Here is a 24,866-nt window from a genome sequence, read left to right as displayed (position 1 = left end):
GGGCTGCAGTCTATGCAGCCCCTTTTTTTGCGTTGGGCTTTTGAAGCCTGCCGGGTATGCTGCGTGCCATCCCCCTGACAGCCCCGCTGCCCATGAACGCTGACGAACTGACCCCCTCGACCCTGACCTCCTTCACCGCCAGCGACGGCGAGAACCTGGCCGTGCAGGACTGGCCCCTGCCCGAGGGCGAACCCTGCCGGGGCACCGTGCTGCTGGTGCACGGCCTGGGCGAGCATGTGGGCCGCTACGACCATGTGGCGCGCAGGCTGAACGACTGGGGGTTTGCCGTGCGTGGCTACGACCATTACGGCCATGGCGAATCCGCCGGGCTACGTGGCGGCCTGACCAGCGACCTGCGTCTGCTCGACGACCTGGCCGACCTGGTGGACGCCACCCGAGCGCGCATGCCGCAAGGCCAGCCCCTGGTGCTGCTGGGCCACAGCATGGGTGGCCTGGTCGCCGCGCGGTTTGTGGCCATGCACCTGCGGCCTGTCGATGCGCTGGTGCTGTCATCCCCCGCACTGGACCCGGGCCTCAACGCCGTACAAAAACTGCTGCTGGCCACGCTGCCGCGCGTGGCGCCCAACCTGCGCGTGGGCAACGGGCTTGATGCGCAGTACCTCTCGCACGACCCGGCGGTGCCCGCCGCTTACCTGGCCGACCCGCTCTGCCACGACCGCATCAGCGCACGCCTGGCCCGCTTCATCGCCGATGGCGGCCCCGCCACCGTGGCGCGCGCTGCGCACTGGAGCGTGCCCACGCTGCTGATCTGGGCAGGCGGTGACAAACTGGTGAACCCCGCAGGCAGCCGCGCCTTTGCCGCCGCTGCGCCCCCGGCCCTGGTGCAGTCGCACTGCTTCGAGCCGCTGTACCACGAACTGTTCAACGAAAGCCCCGAGCTGGCCGGGCCCGTGTTCGACCTGCTGCGCCAGTGGCTGGTGCGGCGCTGCCCGGGGGGCTAGCGGTCTAGTGGTCTGGTAGCCAAAAAATACAAGAGAAAAAGGCCTTCTGCGCGCGTCCAGAAAGCGCTGGAAGCTATTATTTTTGAAGCAACCCGCCCAGCATCCCGAACAGGTCATTGGCATTGCCAAACCCGCCCTGCGGCGCATGGCCTTGCGGGCTGAGCTGGTCCACCAGGCCCGGCAGCACCTGGGCCAGCTGGCCTGCTGCGGCGCCGCTGCCCACACCCAGCTGCGCGGCGATCTGTGACAGCGGCCCGCTGCCCAGCACCTGCGACAGCTGCTCGCCCGAGATCGCCTGGTTGGGCCCGGCGCTCAGCCACGAGGCAATCACATTGCCCAGCCCCGCCTGCTGGAACTTGGCCATCAGGCCCGGCAGCCCGCCCACCGGGCCGTCGTTGCTGATCAGGGACATCACGGCCTGGATGAGTTGCGGGTTCTGCGCCGCCAGGCCCAGCAGGCCGCCCAGCCCGCCGGCCGCGCCGCCCGCCGAGGCCTGTGCGCCGCCCTGCGACGCGTTGTTGATGACGGCACCCAAGACGGAATCGAGCAAGCCCATGGTGATCTCCTGCGGAAGGGATAAAACAAGATGGGCCCCATGCCAATGCACACCGCGCACTGCATCCGGCCCCCAAACCACCGATGGTATGCAGCCGGGCCTTGGCCCCACTGTTAACAATGGTGAATTCATGGGGCGTCAGCACGGTCTCGCGCACGGCCGCCCGGTGGTATCCGCTGGGGCCCGATGCCGCGACGGCTACTTGCTGCGCGTGGGCTGCTTCTCCAGCAGCGGCTCGCTCACCCCCTGCACACCCACCAGGCCCAGCACGGTGATCAGCGAGGTCTGCGCGCCCTGCCAGGCGTCGGTCAGGTCGATCCACTCCGACAGCGCATGGAAGCCGCCCGTCTTGCCGCCGCCGCCCATCACGATGGCCGGGATGCCCAGCGACATGGGCACGTTGGCGTCGGTGCTGGCCCCGCCCAGGGTCGCCTTGCGGCCATGGGCGCGGTTGGCGCGCACGGCGGCCTGCACGATGAGGGCGTCCGAAGCGGTCTGACCGCCCGGGCGGTCGCCGATCAGCTTGTGCGACACGCTGAGCGACTGCACGCCCCAGCGCTGGTTTTCTTCGGCCACGGCCTCGTCGATGGCGGCAAGGATCTTCTTTTCGGTCTCCAGCAGCGGCGCCATCGCGTCCGAGCGGATGTCCACCGCCATGCGCGCATCGGGCGCAATGGTGTTCACCGAGGTGCCGCCGCCCACCGTGCCCACGGTGAAGGTGGTCTTGGGGTAGCTGGGCGTCTTGATGTCGGCGATCTTGGCAATGGCGCGGCCCATGCCATGGATGGCGCTGGGCACGCGGCCAAACGCGGCGTAGCTATGGCCGCCCGGGCCTTTGAAGGTGACCTCGTAGCGGTGGCTGCCCGTGCCCAGCACCAAGATGTTGCCGTCGGCCGCAGGCTCCAGCGCCACCATGCCGTCGATGTCGCGGTGTTCGGCAAACAGGTGCTTCATGCCGCGCAGGTTGCCCAGCTCTTCCTCGCCCACATTGCCCACAAACAGCAGGTCACCCACGGTCTCGATCTTCTGCTCGTTGAGCACCTTGAGCCACGACAGCAGCACGGCCAGGCTGCGGGTGTTGTCCGAAATGCCGGGTGCCATGAGCTTGCCGTCCTGCTCCTTCACCTTCACGTCGGTGCCCGCAGGGAACACGGTGTCCAGGTGGGCCGAGATCACCAGCTTGGGCCCCTTGCCCGTGCCCTTGCGCAGGCCCACCACATTGCCTTCGGCGTCGATGCGGGCCTGGGTCAGGCCCAGTGCCTGCAGACGCGCCAGGAAGGCTTCGGCCCGCTTTTGTTCCTTGAAAGGTGGCGCCTCGATCTCGGTGAGCATCTTCAGGTCGTCGATGGAGCGGGTGTGGTCGGCGCGCACCGCGTCCACCAGCTGCGTGATGCGGGGCGAAGCCAGCAGGCGCGTGAACGCGGTTTCAACGGCAGGGCTGAGCTGCTCGGGCGCCGAGGCCACGGCGCTTTGTGCGGCGGCGGGCGCCGCCCAGGTGGCAGCGGCCAGCGCGATGGCGCACAGCGCGTGGGTGGCGTGGGGACGGCGGCGGGAGGATGGGGTAGTCATGAAACAAGAGGGAAGAAAGCAAAGGAAAGGGGCAGTGCCCCGCTGTGTGTGGGCGCGGAGCTTGCATGTCCCCGCATCGTCGCGCGAGCGCGCCGCGCCCGCTTTGCTTTAATTTGGCGGGCTGACAGTTTTTCTTACACCCCTCGCTTTGCCTGCCCATTCCATGCACCGCCACATCCCCAGCACCCGCGCCCTCCTGGCCTTCGAGGCCGTGGCCCGCCACCACAGCGTGAGCCAGGCGGCCGAAGAGCTGTGCATCACGCACAGCGCCGTCAGCCAGCAGATCCGCCACCTGGAGGCCCAGCTGGGCGTGCTGCTGTTCGAGCGCAGCGCGCGCGGCTCGCGCCTCACGCCCGCCGGGCGGCGTTACCACAGCCAGGTGGTGGGGGACCTGCTGCGGCTGCAGAACCACACGCTCGAAGCCATGGCCCAGCGGCCCGACGGCACACGCCTGCTGGTGGGCTGCGTGCCCGTGTTCGCCGAGCGCTGGCTGCTGCCGCGCCTGCCTGCCTTTGTAGCCGAGCAGACAGGCTGCAGCCTGCACCTGCAGGTCTACCCCACGCAGATCTACATGGCAGAAATTCCGTTTGATGTGGCCGTGCAATACGACGACGCCCCCTGGCCAGGCGTGCAGCCCACGCCGCTGATGCGCGAGGTCTGCGTGGCCGTGTGTGCGCCGCAGTCCCGCCACCGGCGCGCCATGGCGCGCGGCGATTTCCGCGCCGTGCCGCTGCTGCAGCTCAGCTCGCGCCTGGGCGCGTGGGACGACTGGTTTGCGCGCGCAGGCATCACCCGCGTGCCCGATCACCGGCTGGGCGGCCACCGCTTCGACCTGTTCTCGATGCTGGTGGAGGCCGTGCGCGCCGACTTGGGGCTAGGCCTGGTGCCGCAGTATTTTGTGCAGCGCGAGCTGGACGCGGGCGCGCTGGCCCTGGCCCACCCGCATGCCGACACGGGCACCCGGGGCTACAGCCTTTTCATGCCGCCCGCGCGTGAGCCCGACCCCATGGTGGCCGCCTTCACGCAGTGGCTGCAGGCCGAGGTGGCGGCTGCACGTGGAGGCACTACACCGCCGTAGCGCGGCGGCGCTGCAGCGCCAACCATAGCAGTGCCAGCCCGGTGAGGGTGATGGGCACCAGCGACCCGGCGTTGAGCAGCGTCCAGCCCTGCGTGGTGACCAGCACGCCGGATGAAAACGCACTCAGCGCCAGCGTGGCGTACACGCAGAAGTTGATGGCTGCCTGGGCGCGGTCTTTCTCTTCCGGGCGGTAGGCCGTCATCGCCAGCGTGGTGGAGCCTGTGAACAGGAAGTTCCAGCCCACGCCGAGGAAGAACAGCGCAATGCCGAAGTGGTGCAGCTCCAGGCCCATCAGCGCCACGGCCACGCAGGCGAAGTTGAGCAACACCCCCGTGCCCATGATGGGCAACACGCCGAAACGCTTGATGAGGTGGCCGGTGACAAAGCCGGGCGCGAACATGCCGATCACATGCCACTCCAGCACCAGCGCCGAGGCGTCGAAGTCAAAGCCACACACCTGCATGGCCAGCGGCGTGGCCGCCATCAGCAGGTTCATCACGCCATAGCCCAGCGCGGCGCCCACAATGGCCACGACGAAGGCAGGCTGGCGCATCAGTACAGAGAGGGGGCGGCCTGGCTCGCGCTGGCCCGCCGCGTTGAGCACCACGGGTTGCGCCTCGAAGCGGATGGCCGACATGCACAGCATGGACAGCAGTGCCACGCCGATCAGCGCGATGTAGGCGCCCGCAAACGGCACCGGGAACAGCGTGCGCGTGGCGCTGGCCAGGTTGGGGCCCGCCACGGCGCCCAGCAGGCCACCGGCCAGCACCAGCGATACGGCCTTTTCACGGTAGTCCGGCTTGGCCAGTTCGGCTGCGGCAAAGCGGTACAGACCGCCGTTGGCGCTGTAGTAGCCCGCCACCACCGTGGCGGTGCACAGCAGCCAGAAGCTGGCGCTGAACGCCGCCCAGGCACACAGGGCAGCCGATACCGCTGCCACGGCCAGCCCGATCTGGAACGACACCTTGCGCCCCCACCGCGCCTGGCTGTGCGCTACCAGCGGAGTGGACAGTGCCCCGCCCACCACATATCCCATCACCGGCAGCGTGGCCATCCAGCCAAAAGGGGCCAGCTGCAGGCCCACCAGCCCGTTGATGGCGATGAAGACGACGTTGTTGGTGAGAAACAGGCCTTGGCACAGGGCCAGCAGCCAGAGGTTGCGGTTCATGGGTTGAGGTGCGTCAGGGCTTTGAACTGGCTCTTGCTTGAAGTGGGTCAAGCCGGGGAGCGGACATGGGTCAATTCCGACCAAAAAACTCCGCCATTGTGCGCCCGCTTTGATCGGGATCAGCGGCTGCGCTGCCGGGCCACCGTACCGTGCGGGCCTGTTTGGACGATGGACCGCGATGGATTCCGTGACCGTATCTTCTTTTGCCGAAGCCCCTGCCCCGCAGGCAGCACACAGCGCGCCCGAGCTGGTCTGCCCCGCCGGCAGCCTGCCCGCCCTCAAGGCCGCTGTGGACCATGGCGCCAGCTGCGTGTACCTGGGCCTGCGCGATGCCACCAATGCGCGCAACTTTGCCGGGCTCAACTTCGACGCCGCCGCCATCGCGCAGGGCATTGCCTATGCCCACGCGCGCGGCGCCAAAGTGTTCATGGCGCTCAACACCTACCCGCAGGCCGGGCGCGAGGCCCCCTGGCTCAGCGCGCTGGACCAGGCGGTGGACCTGGGCGTGGACGCCGTGATCCTGGCCGACCCTGGCCTCATGCAGCACGCGGTGCAGCACCACCCCCGGCTGCGGCTGCACCTGTCGGTGCAGGGCTCGGCCACCAACCACGACGCCATCAACTTCTACCGCGCGCAGTTCGGCATCGTGCGGGCTGTGTTGCCGCGCGTGCTGTCGCTGCCGCAGGTGCGCCAGGTGATCGAACGCACCGAGGTCGAGATCGAGGTCTTCGGCTTTGGCAGCCTGTGTGTGATGGTGGAAGGGCGCTGCGCGCTGTCGTCGTACGCCACGGGCGAATCGCCCAACACCCACGGCGTGTGCTCGCCCCCGAAGGCCGTGCGCTGGCAGGAGACAGAGGGTGGCATGGAGTCGCGCCTGGGCGGTGTGCTGATCGACCGCTTTGCGCCCGGCGAAAAGGCGGGCTACCCCACGCTGTGCAAGGGCCGCTTTGACGTGGAGGACGACCAGGGCTACTACGCGCTGGAGGAACCCACCAGCCTGAACACGCTGGAGCTGCTGCCCCAGCTGGTGCAGATGGGCGTGCGCGCCGTCAAGATCGAAGGGCGCCAGCGCAGCCCCGCCTATGTGGCCCAGGTCACGCAGGTGTGGCGCGCCGCCATCGATGAATGCATGGCCCAGCCGCAGCGCTTTCGCCCCCGCACGCACTGGATGGCCCAGCTCGACCAGGTGGCTGAAGGCCAGCAGCACACGCTGGGGGCGTACCACCGCCCCTGGAAGTAGCAGGGCGGCGCGCAACACGACAACACCACGACGAGCAACGGAGACCACCATGATGAAGCTGGCCCTGGGCCCCCTGCAGTACTACTGGCCGCGCAGCCAGGTGTTTGACTTCTACGACACCCTGGCGGGCACGCCGCTCGATGTGGTGTACCTGGGCGAGACGGTGTGCTCGCGCCGCCACGAACTGCGCCTGGCCGACTGGCTGGCGCTGGGCGAGATGCTGCGCGCGGCGGGCAAGCAGGTGGTGCTGTCCACCCAGGTGCTGCTCGAATCCACGGCCGACGTGGGCACCATGCACAAGCTCGTGGCCAACGGCGCGGGGTTTGTGGTGGAGGCCAACGACATGGGCGCTGTGCACTGCCTGCACCAGGCCGGGCAGCCCTTTGTGGCTGGGCCACACCTGAACCTTTACCACCCGCGTGCCGTGGACTGGGTCGCACGCCTGGGCGCCACACGCTGGGTGATGCCGGTGGAGATGCCCCAGGCCGACCTGGCGCGCATCCAGGCCGCGCGGCCCGCCGGGCTGCAGACAGAGGTGTTTGCACATGGGCGCCTGCCGCTAGCCTACTCGGCCCGCTGCTTCACAGCGCGCCACGCCAACCGGCCCAAGGACGACTGCGGCTTTGTCTGCCAGAGCCACCCGGATGGCCTGCCGCTGCGCACGCGCGACGGCGAAGGTTTTCTGGTGCTCAACGGCATCCAGACGCAATCGGCCCGTGTGTACCAACTGCTGCACGCGCTGCCACAGATGGCCGCGCTGGGCGTGGACCTGGTGCGCCTGTCGCCCCAGGCCCGGCACATGCCCGAGGTGGTGGCGCTGTTCGACGCCGCCCGCCACGACGCGGCCAATGCCGCCCTGGCTGCACGCTGCGCCCAGCAGGCCGAACCCCTGCTGCCCGACGCGCCCTGCAACGGCTTCTGGGACGGCCGCCCCGGGCTGGAGCAGGGGCGTGTGGCGCCCCCGCCCGTGCGCCAGCAGCCCGCGTCCGACCAGGCCGCAGCGTAGGCCCAGCCATGTACCCCGGCGAACGTCTCAACAGCCTCACCCATCTGGTGGGCGCCGCCCTGGCCGCCACCGGCACCGCTGTGCTGGTGGTGCTGGCCACGCGCCTGGGCGACCCGTGGAAGATCGTGAGCTTCAGCATCTACGGCGCCATGCTGGTGCTGCTGTATGCGGCCTCCACCGCGTACCACAGCGTGCGTGCGCGTAAACCCAAGGCGGTGCTGCAAAAACTCGACCACTGCAGCATCTACCTGCTGATTGCAGGCAGCTACACGCCGTTTGCGCTGGTGTCGCTGCGCGGCGCGTGGGGCTGGTCGCTACTGGGCGTGGTGTGGGGGCTCGCAGCGCTGGGCGTGGTGCAGGAGATCTGGCTCGCGCGCGGCGCGCGCATCTTGTCGCTGGTGCTGTACGTGGCCATGGGCTGGCTCGCGCTGGTGGCTGTGGTGCCGCTGTGGCGCGCACTCTCGCCCGCCGGTTTTGCTTGGCTGGCCGCCGGTGGCGCGGCCTACACACTGGGCGTGGTCTTCTACGCGGCCGACCACCGCATTCCCCACGGCCACGGGCTGTGGCATCTGTTTGTGCTGGCGGGCAGCGCCTGCCACTTCACCACCGTGCTGTGCTACGTCGCCTGAGGCCCCAGAGCACACGCACCACCCCAAAGAACCTCTCTCCATGCCTGCAGAAAGCCCCCCGTTCACCGTCCCAACGTCCGCTGCCACCGCGCAGCCCTTCACCCTGCCTGCCCCGGTGGGCGCCGTGTTGTCGCGCCTGCCTGCCTGGCCGGGTTCGGCAGCGCTGGCCACCGGGCTCAACCTGGTGCTGGCCCCACACCTGCCTGCCGATGTGCTGGCCCTGCTGCGTGGGCGGCGCCTGTGCATTGCCGTGCGTGATGCGCGCGTGGCATTCGACTTTGGCTGGGACGGGCAGCGGTTTGCGCCCCTGGGCCGCAGCGGTGTGTCCACACCGGACCTCACCATTCGCGCCAGCGCGCAGGATTTTTTGTGGCTGGCCCAGCGCAAGCAGGACCCCGACACCCTGTTCTTCTGCCGCCGCCTGGCCATGGAGGGCGACACCGAACTGGGCCTGGCCGTGAAGAACGCGCTGGATGCGCTGGATACCCCCGTGCTCGACCCGCGCCAGTGGCTGCAGCCCGGTGGCGCGCTGCGCAGGCTGGCCCCGCGCGCGGTTCTGGGCGCAATGGCTCGGCGCGTTGGCAAGGGGCCGCAGCCATGAGCGACCACCCCCACCACACCAACCATCCGCTGGTGTACTCCTGCTCCGGCTGCTCCAGCGCCGCGCAGCTGGCCAATCACGTGGCGCTGCAGCTCGACCGGCGCGGCGTGGCCGAGATGTCGTGCATCGCCGGGGTGGGCGGCGACGTGCCCCACCTGATGAAAACCCTGCGCTCGGGTCGCCCCATCATCGCCCTCGATGGCTGTCCGCTGGTGTGTGTGAAGAGCACGCTCGCGCGCCACGGCATTGCGGCCGACCGGCACTACCAGCTGCAACAGTACGGCGTGAAAAAGCGCGCGCACGAAGACTTCGACCCCGTGCAGGCCGCGCTGGTGCTGGAGCAGGTGGAGACCGATCAGCAGGCGCAGACCTTGCAGCGCCCCACTGTGGTGGAGGCCTCCCATGGCTGAGCCCACCACCTTGCGCCGCATCATCGTGGGCATCTCCGGCGCCAGCGGCGCCGTGTATGGCGCGCGCCTGCTGCAGGTGCTGCAGGGCCAAAGCGGCATCGAGACGCACCTGGTCGTCTCGGATGCGGGCTGGCGCAACCTGCAGCACGAGCTGGACATGGACCGCCCTGCGGTGGAAGCGCTGGCGCACCGTGTGCACGACGTGGCCAACGTGGGCGCAGCCATCGCCAGCGGTTCGTTCCAGTGCCATGCCATGGTGGTCGCGCCCTGCTCCATGCGCACGCTGGCTGCCATTGCGCACGGGCTGGCCGACAACCTGCTCACGCGCGCGGCCGACGTGGCGCTCAAGGAGCGCCGCCGCCTGGTGCTGATGGTGCGCGAGTCGCCCCTGCACCTCACCCACCTGCGCAACATGGTGGCCTTGACCGAGATGGGCGGCATCGTCTGCCCGCCGCTGCCCGCCTTCTACCTGCGCCCACAGACCGTGGGCGAGGTGGTGGACACCAGCGTGGCACGTGTGCTGGACCTCATCGGCGTGGAGCACAGCTTGGCGCCCCGCTGGCAGGGATTGGATTGATTGCTATTGTATTGATAGCTGTTTGCGCATGATGGACGCGCGCAAACGGCCTTTTTGATTCATATTTTTTGGTACTGATATGGCCTACCGCGACCTGCGCGACTTCATGGCCCAGCTCGAAGCCACGGGCGACCTGCGCCGCGTGGCGGAGCCGGTTTCGCCCCACCTGGAGATGACCGCGCTGAGCGACCGTGTACTGCGCGCCGGAGGGCCAGCGCTGCTGTTCGAGCAGCCCACGGGCCACCGCATGCCGGTGCTCACCAACCTGTTCGGCACCACCGCCCGCGTGGCCCGCGCCATGGGCGTGGCCGACCTGCGCGGCGTGCGCGCGCTGGGCGAATTGCTTGCCACCCTCAAGGAGCCCGAGGCCCCCAAAGGTTTCAAGGACATGCTGGGCATGGGCCAGCTGCTCAAGACCCTGTGGAACATGGCGCCGCACACCGTGGCGCGCGGCGCACCCTGCCAGCAGGAGGTGTGGGAGGGGCCGGATGTCGATCTGGCCCGCCTGCCCGTGCAGCACTGCTGGCCCGGCGACGTGGCACCGCTCATCACCTGGGGCCTGACCATCACGCGCGGCCCGCGCAAGGCGCGGCAGAACCTGGGCATCTACCGCCAGCAGGTGCTCTCGCGCAACCAGCTCATCGTGCGCTGGCTGGCCCACAGGGGCGGGGCGCTGGACTTTGCCGACCACTGCGCCGCCCACCCCGGCCAGCCCTACCCCGTGGCCGTGGCGCTGGGGGCCGACCCGGCCACGCTGCTGGGCGCCGTCACGCCCGTGCCCGATGCGTTGAGCGAGTACCAGTTCGCAGGCCTGCTGCGCGGCGCACGCACCGAAGTCACGCCCGCTTTGGGCGTGCCCCTCTCGGTGCCCGCCACCGCCGAGATCGTGCTCGAAGGCCATATCCAGCCCGACGCTCAGCATCCGAGCGGCTGGCAGCATGCGCTGGAAGGGCCGTATGGCGACCACACCGGCTACTACAACGAATGCGCCGAGTTCCCCGTCCTCACCGTGGACCGCATCACCCTGCGCAAGGACGCGATCTACCACAGCACCTACACCGGCAAGCCGCCCGACGAGCCCGCCGTGCTGGGCCTGGCGATGAACGAGCTGTTCATCCCCCTGCTGCAAAAGCAGTTCCCCGAGATCGTGGATTTCTACCTGCCGCCCGAAGGCTGCAGTTACCGCATGGCGGTGGTCAGCATCCGCAAGGCCTACGCCGGCCAAGCGCGCCGCGTGATGATGGGCGTGTGGAGTCATCTGCGCCAGTTCATGTACACCAAGTTCATCGTGGTGGTCGATGCCGATGTGGATGTGCGCGACTGGAAAGACGTGATCTGGGCCATCACCACCCGCATGGACCCGGCGCGCGACACCCTGCTGGTGGAGCACACACCCATCGACTACCTGGACTTCGCCTCGCCCGTGAGCGGCTTGGGCAGCAAGATGGGGATGGATGCCACGAACAAGTGGCCGGGGGAGACCCAGCGCGAATGGGGACGGCCCATGGCCATGGACGCCGCCGTACAGGCGCGCGTGGACGGTCTTTTCACAGCGCTGGGCCTGTGACCAGTCCGTGCACCACGGCGGTGCTGCGCTCTCCAGTCACGTAGAAGACAAGCACGCCCCGCGTTGTTTGCGACGATGCGCCAGCCCCGGCAAAGAGGGCTCTGCACCGGCATCCCACGGATGCCGCGATGCAGCACCGCGCACACCACAAGGAGACGACAGCAATGCAGCAGCCCGGCAGCATGATGGATCGGCCGTTACTAGTCTCGGCCATCCTCGAGCACGGTGAGAACCAGTACGGCGACCAGCAGATCGTCTCGCGCGACACCAATGGCAGCCTGCACCGCTACCGCTTTGCCGACATGGCCCGGCGCGCCCGGCAGCTGGCCAACGCACTGCAGGCGCTGGGCCTGCGCCCTGGCAGCGTGGTGGGGTCGCTGGCCTGGAACAACCACCGCCACCTGGAGGCGTACTACGCCGTGTCCGGCAGCGGCATGGTCATGCACACCTGCAACCCGCGCCTGCACCCCGAGCAGCTGGCCTACATCGTCAACCACGCCGACGACGAGGTGGTGCTGTTTGACACCAGCTTTGCGCCGCTGGTGCGCGCCATCGCGGCGTCGTGCCCCCGCGTACGGCACTGGGTGGCGCTGTGTGATGCCGACACGCTGGGCAGCATCGACCTGCAAGGGGTGCCCGGGGTCGAGGCCTACGAGACACTGGTGGCCGGCCAGCATGACCGCTTTGAGTGGCCCGAATGTGATGAAAAGACCGGCGCAGCGCTGTGCTACACCTCGGGCACCACCGGCAACCCCAAGGGCGTGCTGTATTCGCACCGGGCGCTGGCGCTCAGTGCCCTGTCGGCCTGCATGCCGGGTGTGCTCAGCATCAGCGCGCGTGAGACCATCCTGCCCGTGGTGCCCATGTTCCACATCAACGCCTGGTGTCTGCCCTATGCGGCCCTGATCGGCGGCGCCAAGCTGGTGCTGCCCGGCCCGCGCCTGGATGCCGCCAGTCTGTACGAGCTGATGGAAACCGAGCGTGTCACCGTCAGTGCGGGCGTGCCAACCATCTGGATGGGTCTGATCCAGCACGTGGAGCAGCACCAGCTGCGGTTTACCACCATGCGGCGCACGGGCGTGGGCGGCTCGGCCATGCCCAAGGCGCTGATCGCCAAGTTCAACGACGAGTACGACGTGGAGGTGCGCCACGGCTGGGGCATGACCGAGACCACGGCGATTGCCACCATGAGCGTGCTGGGCGCTGCCGATGCCGAACTGCCGCCCGAGGACCGCCACGCGCTGGTCGCCAAGCAGGGCAAGTCGGTGTTCGGCATCGAGCTCAAGCTGGTGGACGAAAACGGCACCCGCCTGCCCCGGGACGGCGTGGCGCAGGGCGAGCTGATGGTGCGCGGCCAGTGGATCGTGGACCGCTACCACAAGGCCGAACGTTCGGCGCTGGCCGATGGCTGGTTCCCCACCGGCGACATCGCCACCATCAACCCGCAGGGCGTGGTGCAGATCCGGGACCGCACCAAGGACGTGATCAAGTCGGGCGGCGAGTGGATCAGCTCCATCGACCTGGAGAACGCCGCCGTGGCGCATCCGGCGGTGGCCATGGCCGCTGTCATCGGCGTCAAGCACCCCAAGTGGGACGAACGCCCGCTGCTCTTCATCGTGCGCAAGCCCGGCCAGTCGCTCGACAAGACGCAGATCCTGGACTTCCTCGCAGAGCGTGTTGCCAAGTGGTGGCTGCCCGACGACGTGCTGTTTGTGGACAGCCTGCCGCTGGGCGGCACCGGCAAGGTCCAGAAAAACGAGCTGCGGCAGCGCCATGGCGCGGTGTTCGGCGGCGAGTGACGCAGCCACGCGTTGACGGCTTTCGGCTTTCCTTTCTTTCCCACTCACCCACCCCACGGAGACAGACATGAATTTGGTTCCCAGGAAATGGCTTCAGGTCGGCGCATGCGCCACAGCGCTGGTGATGGCCGCGCACGCCGGGGCGGCCGAGACGGTGAAGATCGGCTTCATCGACCTGCTGTCCGGCCCGTTCGCGCTCACCGGCCAAAGCTCGCTCAACCAGCTGCGCGAGGTGGTGGCGCAGGTCAATGCCAAGGCCGGGCCCAATGAGCCCAAGTTCGAGGTGATGGACTTCGACAACAAGGGCACGCCGCAAGAGAGCCTGAACGCGCTCAAGGCCGCTACCGACCGAGGCGTGCGCTACATCACCCAGGGGGGCGGATCGGGGGTGGCACTGGCGCTGGTGGACGGGCTCAACAAGCTCGCCGAGCGCGACCCGGAGCGCGCGACGGTGTACCTGAACTACGCCGCCATGGACCCGCAGCTCACCAACGAGCGCTGCAGCTTTTGGCATTTCCGTTTCTATCCGTCGAGCGAGATGAAGATGGAGGCGCTGACCACCTACCTGCAAGGCCGCAAGGACGTGAAGCGCGTGTACCTGCTCAACCAGGACTACACCCACGGCCGCCAGGTCTCCAAGGCCGCCAAGGAATACCTGGCGCGCAAGCGGCCCGACATCGAAATCGTGGGCGACGACTTCATCCCCATCGCGCAGACGCGCGACTTTGCCCCCTACGTTGCCAAGATGGCCGCCGCCAAGGCCGATACGGTCATCACTTCCAACTGGGGCAGCGACCTGACGCTGCTGTTCAAGTCGTCCCGCGACTATGGGCTCAACATTAACTACTTCACGCTCAACGCCAACAACCCCGGCACGCCCGCGCAGATCGGGCCCTGGGGCGAGGGCAAGGTCGGGGTGATCTGGAACTGGGTGCACAACGCCCCCACCCCCGATCTGGAAAAGATCTACGTGGACTACAAGAAGAAGACCGGCGACGACTTTGTGTTTGCCGCGCACTGGAACAGCATGCACATGCTGCGTGAAGCCATGCGCAAGGCCCAGTCCACCGACGCCAAGAAGGTGGCCCTGGCGCTGGAAGGCATGACCTACAAGAGCCCCATGGGCGAGGTGCGCATGCGCAAGACCGACCACCAGCTCGAAGCGCCGCTGTACCTGGGCATCTGGGCCAAACAGGGCAGCAAGGGCGTGAAATACGACGCCGAGAAAACCGGCTATGGCTTCCGCTCCGAAGTGGCCTGGGACAACTACATCAGCGCCCAGCCCACGTCTTGCCAGATGAAGCGGCCGTCCTGAGTGAACGCTGGCTGGGCTGCGAGCGCCGCCCTCACTCCAGCCACCCCTTGGGCACCTTGTCCGCCTTCTTCTCCACCGGGTTGGCCGTGAGCGCGGTGGCGGAATACTGGCGCATGAACTCCTTGGCCTTGTCGGGTCGGGCCGAGAGCCAGGCGTCGTAGGCGCCTTCGTTCAGGATGGCGGGCATGCTCTTTTCGCTGCCGGGCTGCTGGTAGCGGTGCAGCAGCGCGTGGTTGTTGGCGTTCACGGTGAGCAGGCAGTAGCTCACGATCACCTCGCCTTCCGCTCCCTGCCAGCGCGCCCACAGGCCGGCCACGCCCATGGGCTTGCCGTCCACGCGGGCGATGCGGGTGGGCACGGCCTTGCCGGTGCGGAAGTCGTCTTCATAAAACGCCTGCATGGGCACGATGCAGCGCTGGCCGTTCAGCCACGCGTCGCGGAACGCGGTGCCGGTGGAGGCCAGGTCCGACTTGGCGTGGGCCAGCTTGGGCGCGCGCAGCTTGGCGTCGGACGCGGACTTGACCCAGTGGGGCACCAGGCCCCATTGCGCGGGCACCAGCACGCGCTCGGCGCTGTCGTTGCTGGCCTCCTCGCCCGCCGCTGGGTGCGGTGCCACACCCACGGCAGCGGCGCTGGCGGCGGGCACGATGCAGGCCCCGGGCTTGCGCGGGCGCAGGTGGCGGTCCAGCGGGGTGGCGGGTGGCTCCACCGCAAAGGCCTCGCGGTAGCTGTCGGTGGGGTGCAGGGTTTCGTAGTGGGTGGCCATGGGGCGATGGTAGCGGGTTGTCGGCAGGTTTTTGAATAAAAACGGGGCTTTGCGCGCATCTGGCAAAGGTTTGTAGCTATGAAAAATGTAGTTATCGACGCCTCCGCGCCACTGCGGTCCTGATGTGCATCAAGCCCCTTGTCGCCTGTGTTGTGACGGGGGCGTGCGCGGTTTTCACAATGGCCGCATGGACTTCGCACCCTCGCCCCTGGCCTGTGCTTTGCTGGCACGCCTCACCGCTTTCATGGACCGCTACCTGCTGCCCTACAACGCTGCCTGGCACGCGGCTGTGGCAGCGGACAGCTACCCGCCGCCGTTTCTGGACGACCTCAAGGCCCTGGCGCGCGAGGAAGGCCTGTGGAACCTGTTTTTGCCCACGCTACACGATGACGAGCCGGGCACGCGCCTCACCAACCTCGACTATGCGCCGCTGGCCGAGGCCATGGGTCGCCTGCCCTGGGCGGCCGAGGTGTTCAACTGCCAGGCGCCGGACACCGGCAACATCGAGCTGCTGCACCGCTTTGCCACGCCGGCACAGCGCGCGCGCTGGCTGTTGCCGCTGCTGCACGGGCAGATGCGTTCGGCCTTTGCGATGAGCGAGCCCGATGTGGCCTCGTCCGACCCGACCAACCTGCAGACCACGGTGCGCAGGGATGGTGACGATCTGGTGCTCAGTGGCCGCAAGTGGTTCATCACCGGCGCGGCACACCCGCACTGCAGGCTGCTGATCGTGTTGTGCCGCAATGCAGACGCCGATGGCGCATCCAGCCATGCGCGCCACAGCATGGTGCTGGTGCCCGCAGATGCACCGGGTGTGTCGATCGTGCGCAACATCAGCGTGCTGCACCACCATGCGCCCGAGGGGCATTGCGAGATCCTGCTGCGCAGCGTGCGCGTGCCCGCCGACCACCTGCTGGGCGACTGGGGCGCGGGGTTTGTGATGGCGCAGGCGCGGCTGGGCCCCGGCCGGGTGCACCACTGCATGCGCAGCATCGGCCAGTGCGAGCTGGCCCTCTCCCTGGCCACCGGGCGCGCGCTGGAGCGCACGGCCTTTGGCAAGCCGCTGGCCGAGCAGGCGAATGTGCAGGAATGGCTGGCCGAGTCGCGCATCGAGATCGACCAGGCGCGCCTGCTGGTGCTGCATGCGGCCTGGCTGCTCGACCAGGGCGATGCGGCCTATGTGCGCCAGGTGCGTGCCCAGGTCGCCGCCATCAAGCTGGTGGCGGCGCGGCTGCAGCAGCGGGTGGTGGACCGCGCCATGCAGATTTTTGGTGCGATGGGCCTGTCGCCCGACACGCCGCTGGCCGCCTTCTGGACCTGGGGCCGCGCGCTGCGGCTGATGGACGGGCCCGACGAGGTGCACCTGCGCACCGTGGCGCGCCACGAACTGGCCCGCGCGCGCGCGGGGCTGGGGGAATCCGGCGCCTGGTTCACCACACCCGAGCAGATGCGTGCGCCGCCACATCTGAGTGCGTGACACGGCACGCTCGCCACGGGGTGCTTCGCTGTCGGTACTTGGCAGTGTGGCGCCGCTTGGAGATACTGGCCCCCGTTCCTGCATTCCTCCACCCTGGAAGACACACCATGCGCCACCCTGCCATCGCCTTGACTACGGCCCTGTTGTTGACCGGCGCGCTGGTGCCCGCCCAGGCCCAGGTGCAGAAGATGCGCCCCGGCCTGTGGGAACACAGTGTGGCCATGAAAAGCCAGAGCGGCGAGATGGAGGCGGCCATGGCGCAGATGCAGAAGTCCATGGCCAGCATGACGCCTGCGCAGCGCAAGCTGATGGAACAGATGCTGGCCCAGCAGGGGGTGGCCATGGGCCCGGGCGGCAGCATCACCATCGTGAAGGTGTGCATCAGCCCCGAGCAGGCCGACCTGGACCGCATCCCGCCGCAGGAGGGCTGCACGCAGACCGTGAACCGCACCGGGCCGAACGCCTTGGCCATGCGCTTCAGCTGCAAGGGCGCGCAGGGCCAGCCGCCCACCACGGGCGAGGGCTCCATGACCTTCAACGGCCCCACGGCCTACACGGGCCAGTTCAAGGTCAAGACCACCACCAACGGCAAGCCCGACCAGCTCGACATGGCGAAGACCGGCAAGTGGCTGGCCGCCGACTGCGGCGCGCTCAAACCCGTGCGTTGAGGGGAGACGGGCCTGCGGCGGGGCGCGGCGGGTGCTGCGGGCCGCTGGGCGCCACCACCCACCGGTTGCGCCCCAGGGCCTTGGCGGTGTAGAGCGCCTGGTCGGCGCGCTCCAGCGTGTGCACCACGGTGTCGCCCGGCAGCTGCTGGGCCAGGCCTGCCGACACGGTCAGGCGCAGCGTGCCCGTGGCGTGGGGGATTTCGAGCGCCTCCACCGCCTGGCGCACGCGTTCCAGCAGGTCGCGGGCGTCGTCTAGCTGGGTCTCGCAGAGCATCAGCACAAACTCCTCGCCACCCCAGCGGGCCAGCACATCGGTGTCGCGCACGTTGGCGCGCACGGTGCCCGCAAAGGCCTGCAGTGCGCGGTCGCCGGTGGCGTGGCCGTGCTGGTCGTTGATGGGCTTGAAGTGGTCGATGTCGAGCTGCGCCAGCAGCAGCGGGCGGCCGCTGCGCAGGCTGCGGCGGTGTTCCAGCTCCATCAGGTCGAGCATGGCGCGGCGGTTGATGAGCCCGGTCAGCTCGTCGCGTGTGGCCAGCTCACGGTTGATGTCCAGCGCCTGCGCCAGGGCCTCGCGCTGCTGCTGCAGCCGCGCGCGGATGCGGTGGATGCGCAGGTTCAGCGCCACACAGCCGCCGAGCACGATCACCACCATGAGGGCATAGGCCGTATCGAGGTAGCCCGAGGCGTTGGCACTGAGGCGCGAACTCACGGCAATCGCGCAGCCAAAGGCCACCAGCGCATAGATGCCGATGCCGATCACCTCGGCCACCGTGAGGCCGAAGGTGCCAAAGAACAGGATCATGGCCAGCAGGCTGGGCACCAGCCCGCGCGCCTCGCCCGCCAGCACATAGGCCACGGCGCCGCTGGTGATGGTCCAGGCCATCTGGGGCAGGGTGAGCGAGGGGTCGCGCAGCGCCAGCGTGGCGCCGGACCGGATGAAGGCCGTCATCACGGCCAGCCCGCCCACCGAGAGGGCGGCCCACCAGTGCACGGCGGTGGCGTTCAGCGCAGCGCTGGCATGCGCCACCAGCAGCATCACGCCCGCGCTGGCGGCCATCAGCAGCAGGGCCAGCAGTGCCATCCCCACCAGCGTGCGCCGCCGGGGATCGGTGGAGAGAATCACATCCCTGAGGCGCTGCCAGCGGGAAGGGTGGCGCAAGGTGGGGGCTCCTGCCAGAGGTGGGGCCACGCGCGGGGCGCGGCCGATTGGGCATTTTAGGCCGCAGGGGCCCGCGCGTACATCCTTGGAGCCTGTTCAAAGCCTTTTTGGAGATCGCATTGGAGTGCAATCGGGAGGAGTGGATGCTTCGGGTGCGCCGCATGGGCTCGTGCCCATGCAAGCAGCCGGGGCGTCCAATCGCCCGATTGCACGCCAACCCTTCGGGCAAGTGCCTTGCCGGGCGGTCGGCGGCGTTGCGGCGCTTGCCGATAGCACAGGATATCGGCTGCGCACCGCGCCTAGCATCCCATCCCGGCAAGGGACTTGTGCGGCTCCAAAAAGACTTTGAGCAGGCTCCTACAGCAGCGTCAGCGCCGCCAGGGCCGCCAGCGGCGCGGTTTCGGCGCGCAGCACGCGGGGGCCCAGCGTGACGGGGGCAAAGCCATGCAACAGGGCCAGGTCCTCCTCGGCGCTGCTGAGCCCGCCCTCCGGGCCCGAGAGGAACAGCACCGGCCCGGCCGGGGCCGCCGCCTGCTGCAGCGGCAAGGTGCCTGCGCGCAGCGACAGCAGCAGGCGCTGCGCCGCCCCGGCCCCGTCGGACGCTGCGGCCCCTGCCTGCGCGCGGGCCCAGCCCGCGAGGTCGATGGCATCGTGCACCACGGGCACACGGTTGCGGCCACATTGTTCGCAGGCGGCCACGGCCACGGCCTGCCAGTGGGCGATCTTCTTGTCGGCGCGCTCGCCCTTGAGCTTGAGCACGCTGCGCTCGGCCACCAGCGGGGTGATGCTGGCCACACCGAGCTCGGTGGCTTTTTCCACCAGCCAGTCCATGCGCTCGTTGGCGGTGATGCCCGCCAGCAGGTGCACGGCGCGCGGCGCCTCGCGCTCGGTGGCGTGGTGGGCCCCCACCTGCACCAGCACATCGCTGCGGCCCATCTTCAGCACCGTGGCCTCGAACTCGCCGCCTTCGCCGTTGAACAGCGTCAGCGCATCGCCGGGCTGCAGGCGCAGCACCTGCACATGGCGCGCGGCGCCGGGGGGCAGTTCGATCTCGGCGCCCGTGGCCAATGGAGCGGGGCAGTGGAAACGGGGCATTTGCTGTGTTTTTAATAGCTATCTGGGCAATGTGATCGCGCGCAGAGGGCTGTTTTGCTTGAGTTTTTTGGCGTCTGGGCGTCTGGGCCTGCCTACATGCGGCCGTAGGCGAAGCCCACCACGGGCTCGGTGCCTTCGATCTGGTCGAGCATCTGCAGCAGCGGGCCCAGCTGGCGGTAGCGGTTGGCGGTGGCGCGGATGTAGGCCATGAACCGGGGCGCATCGGCCAGGTACCTGGGCTTGCCGTCGCGCAGCGTCAGGCGCGCAAAGATGCCCGCGACCTTGAGGTGGCGCTGCAGGCCCATCCATTCCACCGCGCGGTAGAACTCGCCAAAGTCATCGCCCCAGCCGCTGGCGCTGGTGGCGCCCAGCAGGCCGGCCTTGCGCGCCTTCTCCCAGTAGCGCACGGTGATGTCAATGATGAATTCCTCTTCCCAGCTGATGAAGGCATCGCGCAGCAGGCTGGCGATGTCGTAGGTGATGGGGCCGTAGACCGCGTCCTGGAAGTCCAGCACGCCCAGCGGCGCGCCTGCTTCCACAGGCGCCATCAGGTTGCGGGTCATGAAGTCGCGGTGCACATAGACGCTGGGGGCCGCAAGGTTGTGCGCCACGATGGCGTCAAAGGCGCTTTGCAGCGTGGCCTGGTGCTTGTCGTCCAGGGCGATGGCGCGGTGCTTGGCGAGGTACCAGTCGGGGAACAGCGCCAGCTCGCGGCGTAGCAGTGCGTCGTCGTACACGGGCAGCACGCCGGGGGTGGAGGCTTTTTGCCACTGCAGCAGCACATCGGTGGCCTGCTGGTACCAGGCGTAGGCATCCTGGGGTTTTTCAGGGTTCAGCCGCTCGATCACGGTCTGGTAGCCCAGGTCCGTCAGCAACATGAAGCCGGTGGGCTCATCAAACGCCAGGATCTGCGGTACGTTCAGCCCGGCGGCGGCCATCAGGCCCTGCACCTGCACAAAGGGCTTGCAGTTCTCCTTGTCGGGCGGGGCATCCATCACGATGCAGCTGGCGCCCGTGGCCGTGTCAATGCGCAGGTAGCGGCGAAAGCTGGCATCGGCCGAGGCGGGGCGCAGCGTGGCGGGCAGCAATTGCTGGGGGCCGACCAGGGGCGCCAGCCAGGCGTCGAAGGCGGCTTTGCGGGCGGCGTCGGGCCAGGTCACGGGGGGCAGGGCGGTGGCGGCAGCGGCCGCGCCCAGGGGCGCACCGGTGGGTGATGGGGGGATGGGGTGGCTCATGGATAATCCGATTTTAAAACCCGCTTTGGGCACGCGCCCCCGCAGAGCCTGGGGCGGGCCTTCTTCCTCTGCCACTGCCCGAACCACCACCCCACGTGCCACGCTGCCAGCCCCCTACCGTGCAGACCCCCTCTTCCCTGCGGCCCCGGCCTGCCACGGCACAGGCAGTGCGCCTGCGCGCCCCGGTGCCGCGCGCACTGGCCTACGGCGTGGCGCTGGCCTGCTGCAGCTGGCCGCTGGCGGCCCTGGCCCAGGGCCCGGCGCCCAGCGCCTGGGACGCCCCGCCCGCACTGCGCACCTCGCCCCTGCTGCAAGAAAAGATCCCGGACGCTGTGCGGCCCCAGCTGCCCGTGTTTGTGAAGGGTGACCGCATCAGCGGCCAGACCGACCTGAACGCGCTCATCGAGGGCAATGCCGAGCTGCGCCGGGGCGACACCGTGATCCACGCCGACCGGCTGGACTACAACGTGCCCGAAGACCTGGCCAAGGCCAACGGCAAGGTGCGCATCAACCGCGCGGGCAATGTCTACGAGGGCACGGCGCTGGAGCTGCGCGTGGATGCGTTTGAAGGCTTCTTCAGCGACGCGCGCTACCAGTTCCTTGCCACGCAGGCGCATGGCGACGCCACGCGCGTGGACTTCATCGACCGCTACCGGGCCGTGGTGCACAACGCCACCTACACCACCTGTGAGCGCAGCAACGAAGAAAGCTGGGAGCCCGACTGGGTGCTGCGCGCAGGCACGCTGCGCCTGGACAACGAAGAAGAAGTGGGCACGGCCGAGGACGCCGTGCTGGAGTTCAAGGGCATTTCGGTGCTGCCCATCCCCTACATCACCTTCCCGCTGTCGGACAAGCGCAAGTCGGGCCTGCTGCCACCCACCATCGGCCTGGACAGCCGCGACGGCGTGGCCTACATCCAGCCCTATTACTGGAACATCGCCCCCAACCGCGACGCCACGCTGCGCGCTGCGCTGATGACCAAACGCGGCGCCAACCTGGGCGGCGAGTTCCGCTACCTGGAGCCCACGTACTCTGGCCAGATCAGCGCGGACGTGATGCCCGCCGACCGGCTGCGGGACCGCCTGCGCTGGAGCTTCTCCGGCCAGCACCAGGGCGCGTTTGACACTGCCATCGGTGGCCTGGGCCTGAACCTCAACATCAACCGCGTGAGCGACGACAACTACTGGCGCGACTTTGGCCGCGCCTCCGAGCCGTTGCGCCAGCGCCTGCTGCCCGGCGACGCCACGCTGTCCTGGGCCCGCAACGACATGAGCGCCCGGGTCCGCACCCTCAAGTGGCAGACGTTGCAGGACGTGAACTCGCCCATCGTGCCGCCCTACGACCGCATGCCGCAGCTGCAGTGGCGCTATGCCCCGTCGCAGCTGGACGGTGGGCTGGATGCCAGCGTGGAGCTGGACACCACCCGCTTTCAGGCCGCGCGCGCCCTCACGGGCCAGCCCAACGCCGACCGCAGCTACGCGATGGCGCAGATCAGCCGGCCATTCCTGTCGCCCGGCGGCTTCATCACGCCGCGCCTGCAGCTGCACGCCACCACCTACCAGTTCGACAGTCCGCTGGCGAACGGCGACCGCTCTGCCAGCCGCACCCTGCCCACCTTCAGCCTGGACAGCGGCCTGGTGTTCGAGCGCGACGCGGCGTACTTTGGCCGCGCCTTTTTGCAGACGCTGGAGCCGCGTGCGTTCTACACCTACACGCCCTACCGCGACCAGAGCCGCCTGCCGGTGTACGACACGGCGGCCAATGACTTCAACTTTGCCACCATCTTCACGGAGAACGCCTTTGGCGGCAACGACCGGCTGGCGGACAACAACCTGCTCACCCTGGGTGTGACCACGCGGCTGCTGGACCCGAACACGGGCGCCGAGGCCGCACGTTTTGGCATTGCCCAGCGCCTGCGTTTTTCGGACCAGAAGGTCACCCTGCCGGGCGTAGCCCCCGTGAGCGAGCGCCTGTCCGACCTGCTGCTGGGTGCGGGCATCACCTGGACGCCACAGTGGGGCTTTGACTCCACCGTGCAATACAACCCCAAGACGGGCCGCTCCATCCGCTCTACCATCGGAGCGCGCTACAGCCCCGGCAACTACCGCACCGTGAGCGCGGCCTACCGCCTGCAGCGCGGTACCAGCGAACAGATCGACATCGGCTGGCAATGGCCCCTGAACGACCTTTGGGGCGACAAGGGCAAGGATCTGGGCGCAGGCCGGGGCCAGGGCGGTGGGCGCTGGTACAGCGTGGGCCGCCTGAACTACAGCCTGCAGGACCGCAAGCTGGTGGACACCGTGGTGGGCTTCGAGTACGACAGCTGCTGCTGGATCGGCCGCGTGGTGCTGGAGCGTCTGCAAAGCAGCGTGACCACATCCAACACCCGTCTGCTGTTCCAGATCGAATTTGTGGGATTCTCCCGCCTCAGCCTGGGCTCCAGCCCGCTGGAAACCTTCAAGAACAACGTGCCGCGCTACCAGAACCTGCGCGAGCAGGTCTCCACGCCGAGCCGTTTCAGCAACTACGACTAACGCCATGAACCACCGAGTTTTTGCACTGGCCCTCGCCACCCTGGCCTCCATGAGCATGCAGGGCGCTGCGGCGCAGGGGCTGCGCCCTTCGGGGGCGTCGCCGTCCGGCAAGAGTGGCCTGTCCGCGCCCTCGGCACGCCCACCGGCAGCGCCGTCGATCACGCTGCCAGAGTCTGGCGCGGGCGCAGCGCCCCGCTCGGCCGACTTCATCGTGGCGGTGGTCAATTCCGAGCCCGTGACCAACTACGAAGTGCGCTCGCGCCTGGCGCGGGCCGAGGCCCAGCTGGCCAAGCAAGGCGGCGCCATGCCCCCGCGCGACCTGCTCGCACGCGAGGTGCTGGAACGCATCATCCTGGAGAAGGTGCAGCTCCAGCAGGCGCGCGAATCCGGCATCAAGGTGGACGATGTGGCGGTGGCGCAGGCCGAACAGGGCGTGGCCCGCCAGAACGACATGACCGTGGAGCAGCTGTATGCGCGCCTGGGCCGCGATGGTCTGAGCCGCGAACGCTTCCGCGAGGAGCTGCGCAACCAGCTGCTGCAGCAACGCCTGCGCGAACGCGAGGTGGAGGCGCGGGTGAAGGTGACCGACCTGGATGTGGACCAGTACCTGCGCGAGGAGCAGAAGGGCACGGACCCCGCCGCGATGGAAATCAACCTGGGCCATGTGCTGGTGCTGGTGCCCGAGAACGCTAGCCCCGTGCAGGTGGCTGAGCGCCAGGCACGGGCCCAGCGCGCGGCCGACAAGGTGCGGGCCGGTGAAGACTTTGCCGTCGTGGCGCGGGAGTTTTCAGACGCCGCAGAGGGGCAGCGCGCGGGTGGCCTGCTGGGCCTACGCCCTGCCGATCGCTACCCCGAGCTGTTCGTGAACTCCACACTGGGCCTGCCCGTGGGCTCCATCGTGGGCCCCGTGCGGTCCCCGGCGGGTTTCCATGTGCTCAAGGTGGTGGAGCGGGTCACGGCGGGCATGCCCGCCACCGTGGTGCAGAACCGCGCGCGCCACATCCTGCTGCGCACCGGCCCCCAGTTGTCCGAGACCGCCGCCGCCGCCCGCCTGGCCGACTACCGCCGCCGCGTGCTCGCGGGCCAGGCCGACTTTGCGGCGCTGGCGCGCGAGCATTCGCAGGACGGCAGCGCCAAGGACGGCGGCGACCTGGGCTGGGCCAGCCCGGGCCGGTATGTGCCCGAGTTCGAACAGGCCCTGGACACCCTCAAGCCCGGCGACATCAGCGAGCCGCTGGTGTCGCGTTTTGGCGTGCACCTGGTCCAGCTGCTGGAGCGCCGCGAGGCCAAGCTCACCCAGCGTGAACAACGCGAGATGGCGCGTGGCGCCGTGCGCGAGAAGAAACTCGACGAAGCCTACGCCACCTGGGCGCAGGAACTGCGCGGGCGCGCGTATGTCGAGTACCGCGAGCCACCCCAGTAAACACTTGCAGCAGCATTGGCAGCAGCACACCC

At 68.8% G+C, this 24,866-nt stretch carries 22 protein-coding genes; 15 read left to right on the top strand and 7 right to left on the bottom strand.

Annotated elements, in window-relative coordinates; all coding sequences use genetic code 11:
* Positions 1-92: 92 nt before the first annotated feature.
* Positions 93-962 (top strand): alpha/beta hydrolase, encoded by an 870-nt coding sequence (locus ACYZGB_RS01585; protein WP_462386445.1) that lies wholly within the window; start codon positions 93-95, stop codon positions 960-962.
* A gap of 76 nt (positions 963-1,038) precedes the next feature.
* Here the strand turns inward: ACYZGB_RS01585 and ACYZGB_RS01580 are convergent, their stop codons facing one another.
* Both ACYZGB_RS01580 and ACYZGB_RS01575 read right to left on the bottom strand, forming a co-directional pair.
* On the bottom strand, positions 1,039-1,518 hold the full coding sequence (locus ACYZGB_RS01580; protein ID WP_462386444.1) for a YidB family protein: 480 nt from the start codon (positions 1,516-1,518) through the stop codon (positions 1,039-1,041).
* Positions 1,519-1,716: 198 nt separating this feature from the next.
* The gene (locus tag ACYZGB_RS01575) at positions 1,717-3,087 is read right to left on the bottom strand and encodes a M20/M25/M40 family metallo-hydrolase (protein WP_462386443.1); all 1,371 of its coding nucleotides are present in this window, start codon (positions 3,085-3,087) and stop codon (positions 1,717-1,719) included.
* A gap of 163 nt (positions 3,088-3,250) precedes the next feature.
* Between ACYZGB_RS01575 and ACYZGB_RS01570 the strand changes: the two genes are divergently transcribed.
* A complete protein-coding gene (locus tag ACYZGB_RS01570) occupies positions 3,251-4,165 on the top strand; it encodes a LysR substrate-binding domain-containing protein (protein ID WP_462386442.1) in 915 nt (304 codons plus the stop codon).
* On the opposite strand, the gene ACYZGB_RS01565 is transcribed toward ACYZGB_RS01570, so the two are convergent.
* Entirely contained in the window at positions 4,152-5,333 is a 1,182-nt protein-coding gene (locus ACYZGB_RS01565) for an MFS transporter (RefSeq protein ID WP_462386441.1), read from the bottom strand. The two genes, ACYZGB_RS01570 and ACYZGB_RS01565, sit on opposite strands and share 14 nt — an antisense overlap.
* A gap of 178 nt (positions 5,334-5,511) precedes the next feature.
* Between ACYZGB_RS01565 and ubiU the strand changes: the two genes are divergently transcribed.
* From ubiU to ACYZGB_RS01520, 9 genes are all read left to right on the top strand, one after another.
* Positions 5,512-6,573: a ubiquinone anaerobic biosynthesis protein UbiU gene (gene ubiU / locus ACYZGB_RS01560; RefSeq protein WP_462386440.1), complete on the top strand. Its 1,062-nt coding sequence runs from the start codon at positions 5,512-5,514 to the stop codon at positions 6,571-6,573.
* A gap of 52 nt (positions 6,574-6,625) precedes the next feature.
* Positions 6,626-7,579 (top strand): U32 family peptidase, encoded by a 954-nt coding sequence (locus ACYZGB_RS01555; protein WP_462386615.1) that lies wholly within the window; start codon positions 6,626-6,628, stop codon positions 7,577-7,579.
* A gap of 8 nt (positions 7,580-7,587) precedes the next feature.
* Positions 7,588-8,208: a PAQR family membrane homeostasis protein TrhA gene (gene trhA, locus ACYZGB_RS01550; protein ID WP_462386438.1), complete on the top strand. Its 621-nt coding sequence runs from the start codon at positions 7,588-7,590 to the stop codon at positions 8,206-8,208.
* Positions 8,209-8,248: 40 nt separating this feature from the next.
* A complete protein-coding gene (gene ubiT, locus ACYZGB_RS01545; protein WP_462386437.1) occupies positions 8,249-8,809 on the top strand; it encodes a ubiquinone anaerobic biosynthesis accessory factor UbiT in 561 nt (186 codons plus the stop codon).
* Positions 8,806-9,219 carry a putative zinc-binding protein gene (locus tag ACYZGB_RS01540; protein ID WP_462386436.1) on the top strand — a complete coding sequence of 138 codons (414 nt, stop codon included), beginning with the start codon at positions 8,806-8,808 and terminating at the stop codon, positions 9,217-9,219. Before ubiT ends, ACYZGB_RS01540 begins: the two co-directional genes overlap by 4 nt.
* Complete coding sequence (locus ACYZGB_RS01535) at positions 9,212-9,796, top strand: UbiX family flavin prenyltransferase (protein WP_462386434.1); 585 nt, start codon at positions 9,212-9,214, stop codon at positions 9,794-9,796. Before ACYZGB_RS01540 ends, ACYZGB_RS01535 begins: the two co-directional genes overlap by 8 nt.
* 79 nt (positions 9,797-9,875) lie before the next feature.
* A complete protein-coding gene (ubiD, locus tag ACYZGB_RS01530) occupies positions 9,876-11,363 on the top strand; it encodes a 4-hydroxy-3-polyprenylbenzoate decarboxylase (protein WP_462386433.1) in 1,488 nt (495 codons plus the stop codon).
* Positions 11,364-11,527: 164 nt separating this feature from the next.
* Positions 11,528-13,162 carry a long-chain-fatty-acid--CoA ligase gene (locus ACYZGB_RS01525; RefSeq protein WP_462386432.1) on the top strand — a complete coding sequence of 545 codons (1,635 nt, stop codon included), beginning with the start codon at positions 11,528-11,530 and terminating at the stop codon, positions 13,160-13,162.
* Positions 13,163-13,229: 67 nt separating this feature from the next.
* Entirely contained in the window at positions 13,230-14,477 is a 1,248-nt protein-coding gene (locus ACYZGB_RS01520; protein WP_462386431.1) for a branched-chain amino acid ABC transporter substrate-binding protein, read from the top strand.
* 31 nt (positions 14,478-14,508) lie between these two features.
* Here the strand turns inward: ACYZGB_RS01520 and ACYZGB_RS01515 are convergent, their stop codons facing one another.
* Entirely contained in the window at positions 14,509-15,243 is a 735-nt protein-coding gene (locus tag ACYZGB_RS01515; protein WP_462386429.1) for an SOS response-associated peptidase, read from the bottom strand.
* 187 nt (positions 15,244-15,430) lie between these two features.
* Between ACYZGB_RS01515 and ACYZGB_RS01510 the strand changes: the two genes are divergently transcribed.
* Positions 15,431-16,720: an acyl-CoA dehydrogenase family protein gene (locus ACYZGB_RS01510; RefSeq protein WP_462386428.1), complete on the top strand. Its 1,290-nt coding sequence runs from the start codon at positions 15,431-15,433 to the stop codon at positions 16,718-16,720.
* A gap of 107 nt (positions 16,721-16,827) precedes the next feature.
* Positions 16,828-17,388, top strand: a complete 561-nt coding sequence (locus tag ACYZGB_RS01505; protein WP_462386426.1) for a DUF3617 domain-containing protein — start codon at positions 16,828-16,830, stop codon at positions 17,386-17,388.
* On the opposite strand, the gene ACYZGB_RS01500 is transcribed toward ACYZGB_RS01505, so the two are convergent.
* From ACYZGB_RS01500 to ACYZGB_RS01490, 3 genes are all read right to left on the bottom strand, one after another.
* Positions 17,372-18,469 (bottom strand): diguanylate cyclase, encoded by a 1,098-nt coding sequence (locus ACYZGB_RS01500; RefSeq protein ID WP_462386614.1) that lies wholly within the window; start codon positions 18,467-18,469, stop codon positions 17,372-17,374. The genes ACYZGB_RS01505 and ACYZGB_RS01500 overlap by 17 nt on opposite strands.
* A 435-nt stretch (positions 18,470-18,904) precedes the next feature.
* Positions 18,905-19,642 carry a 16S rRNA (uracil(1498)-N(3))-methyltransferase gene (locus tag ACYZGB_RS01495; RefSeq protein ID WP_462386425.1) on the bottom strand — a complete coding sequence of 246 codons (738 nt, stop codon included), beginning with the start codon at positions 19,640-19,642 and terminating at the stop codon, positions 18,905-18,907.
* A 92-nt stretch (positions 19,643-19,734) separates the two neighbouring features.
* Positions 19,735-20,877, bottom strand: a complete 1,143-nt coding sequence (locus ACYZGB_RS01490; RefSeq protein ID WP_462386424.1) for an aminoglycoside phosphotransferase family protein — start codon at positions 20,875-20,877, stop codon at positions 19,735-19,737.
* Between the two features lie 119 nt (positions 20,878-20,996).
* Between ACYZGB_RS01490 and ACYZGB_RS01485 the strand changes: the two genes are divergently transcribed.
* Entirely contained in the window at positions 20,997-23,411 is a 2,415-nt protein-coding gene (locus tag ACYZGB_RS01485; RefSeq protein ID WP_462386423.1) for an LPS-assembly protein LptD, read from the top strand.
* Positions 23,412-23,415: 4 nt separating this feature from the next.
* Positions 23,416-24,834 (top strand): peptidylprolyl isomerase, encoded by a 1,419-nt coding sequence (locus tag ACYZGB_RS01480; protein ID WP_462386421.1) that lies wholly within the window; start codon positions 23,416-23,418, stop codon positions 24,832-24,834.
* The last annotated feature ends 32 nt before the right edge of the window (positions 24,835-24,866 follow it).

The sequence above is a fragment of the Acidovorax sp. Q11 genome, assembly GCF_054950075.1.
The sequence above is the reverse complement of the archived record's forward strand: the minus strand, read 5'-3'. Positions and strand labels throughout refer to the sequence as shown.

Excerpts from the sequence above, each read along its gene's own strand:
- ACYZGB_RS01565 (WP_462386441.1), bottom strand. The coding sequence starts at position 5,333 with ATGAACCGCAACCTCTGGCTGCTGGCCCTGTGCCAAGGCCTGTTTCTC.
- ubiU (WP_462386440.1), top strand. The coding sequence starts at position 5,512 with ATGGATTCCGTGACCGTATCTTCTTTTGCCGAAGCCCCTGCCCCGCAG.
- ACYZGB_RS01515 (WP_462386429.1), bottom strand. The coding sequence starts at position 15,243 with ATGGCCACCCACTACGAAACCCTGCACCCCACCGACAGCTACCGCGAG.
- ACYZGB_RS01555 (WP_462386615.1), top strand. The coding sequence starts at position 6,626 with ATGAAGCTGGCCCTGGGCCCCCTGCAGTACTACTGGCCGCGCAGCCAG.
- ACYZGB_RS01495 (WP_462386425.1), bottom strand. The coding sequence starts at position 19,642 with ATGCCCCGTTTCCACTGCCCCGCTCCATTGGCCACGGGCGCCGAGATC.
- ACYZGB_RS01585 (WP_462386445.1), top strand. The coding sequence starts at position 93 with ATGAACGCTGACGAACTGACCCCCTCGACCCTGACCTCCTTCACCGCC.
- ubiD (WP_462386433.1), top strand. The coding sequence starts at position 9,876 with ATGGCCTACCGCGACCTGCGCGACTTCATGGCCCAGCTCGAAGCCACG.
- ACYZGB_RS01575 (WP_462386443.1), bottom strand. The coding sequence starts at position 3,087 with ATGACTACCCCATCCTCCCGCCGCCGTCCCCACGCCACCCACGCGCTG.
- ACYZGB_RS01540 (WP_462386436.1), top strand. The coding sequence starts at position 8,806 with ATGAGCGACCACCCCCACCACACCAACCATCCGCTGGTGTACTCCTGC.
- ACYZGB_RS01490 (WP_462386424.1), bottom strand. The coding sequence starts at position 20,877 with ATGAGCCACCCCATCCCCCCATCACCCACCGGTGCGCCCCTGGGCGCG.
- ubiT (WP_462386437.1), top strand. The coding sequence starts at position 8,249 with ATGCCTGCAGAAAGCCCCCCGTTCACCGTCCCAACGTCCGCTGCCACC.
- ACYZGB_RS01525 (WP_462386432.1), top strand. The coding sequence starts at position 11,528 with ATGCAGCAGCCCGGCAGCATGATGGATCGGCCGTTACTAGTCTCGGCC.
- ACYZGB_RS01500 (WP_462386614.1), bottom strand. The coding sequence starts at position 18,469 with ATGGCACTGCTGGCCCTGCTGCTGATGGCCGCCAGCGCGGGCGTGATG.
- ACYZGB_RS01570 (WP_462386442.1), top strand. The coding sequence starts at position 3,251 with ATGCACCGCCACATCCCCAGCACCCGCGCCCTCCTGGCCTTCGAGGCC.
- trhA (WP_462386438.1), top strand. The coding sequence starts at position 7,588 with ATGTACCCCGGCGAACGTCTCAACAGCCTCACCCATCTGGTGGGCGCC.
- ACYZGB_RS01535 (WP_462386434.1), top strand. The coding sequence starts at position 9,212 with ATGGCTGAGCCCACCACCTTGCGCCGCATCATCGTGGGCATCTCCGGC.
- ACYZGB_RS01480 (WP_462386421.1), top strand. The coding sequence starts at position 23,416 with ATGAACCACCGAGTTTTTGCACTGGCCCTCGCCACCCTGGCCTCCATG.
- ACYZGB_RS01510 (WP_462386428.1), top strand. The coding sequence starts at position 15,431 with ATGGACTTCGCACCCTCGCCCCTGGCCTGTGCTTTGCTGGCACGCCTC.
- ACYZGB_RS01520 (WP_462386431.1), top strand. The coding sequence starts at position 13,230 with ATGAATTTGGTTCCCAGGAAATGGCTTCAGGTCGGCGCATGCGCCACA.
- ACYZGB_RS01580 (WP_462386444.1), bottom strand. The coding sequence starts at position 1,518 with ATGGGCTTGCTCGATTCCGTCTTGGGTGCCGTCATCAACAACGCGTCG.
- ACYZGB_RS01505 (WP_462386426.1), top strand. The coding sequence starts at position 16,828 with ATGCGCCACCCTGCCATCGCCTTGACTACGGCCCTGTTGTTGACCGGC.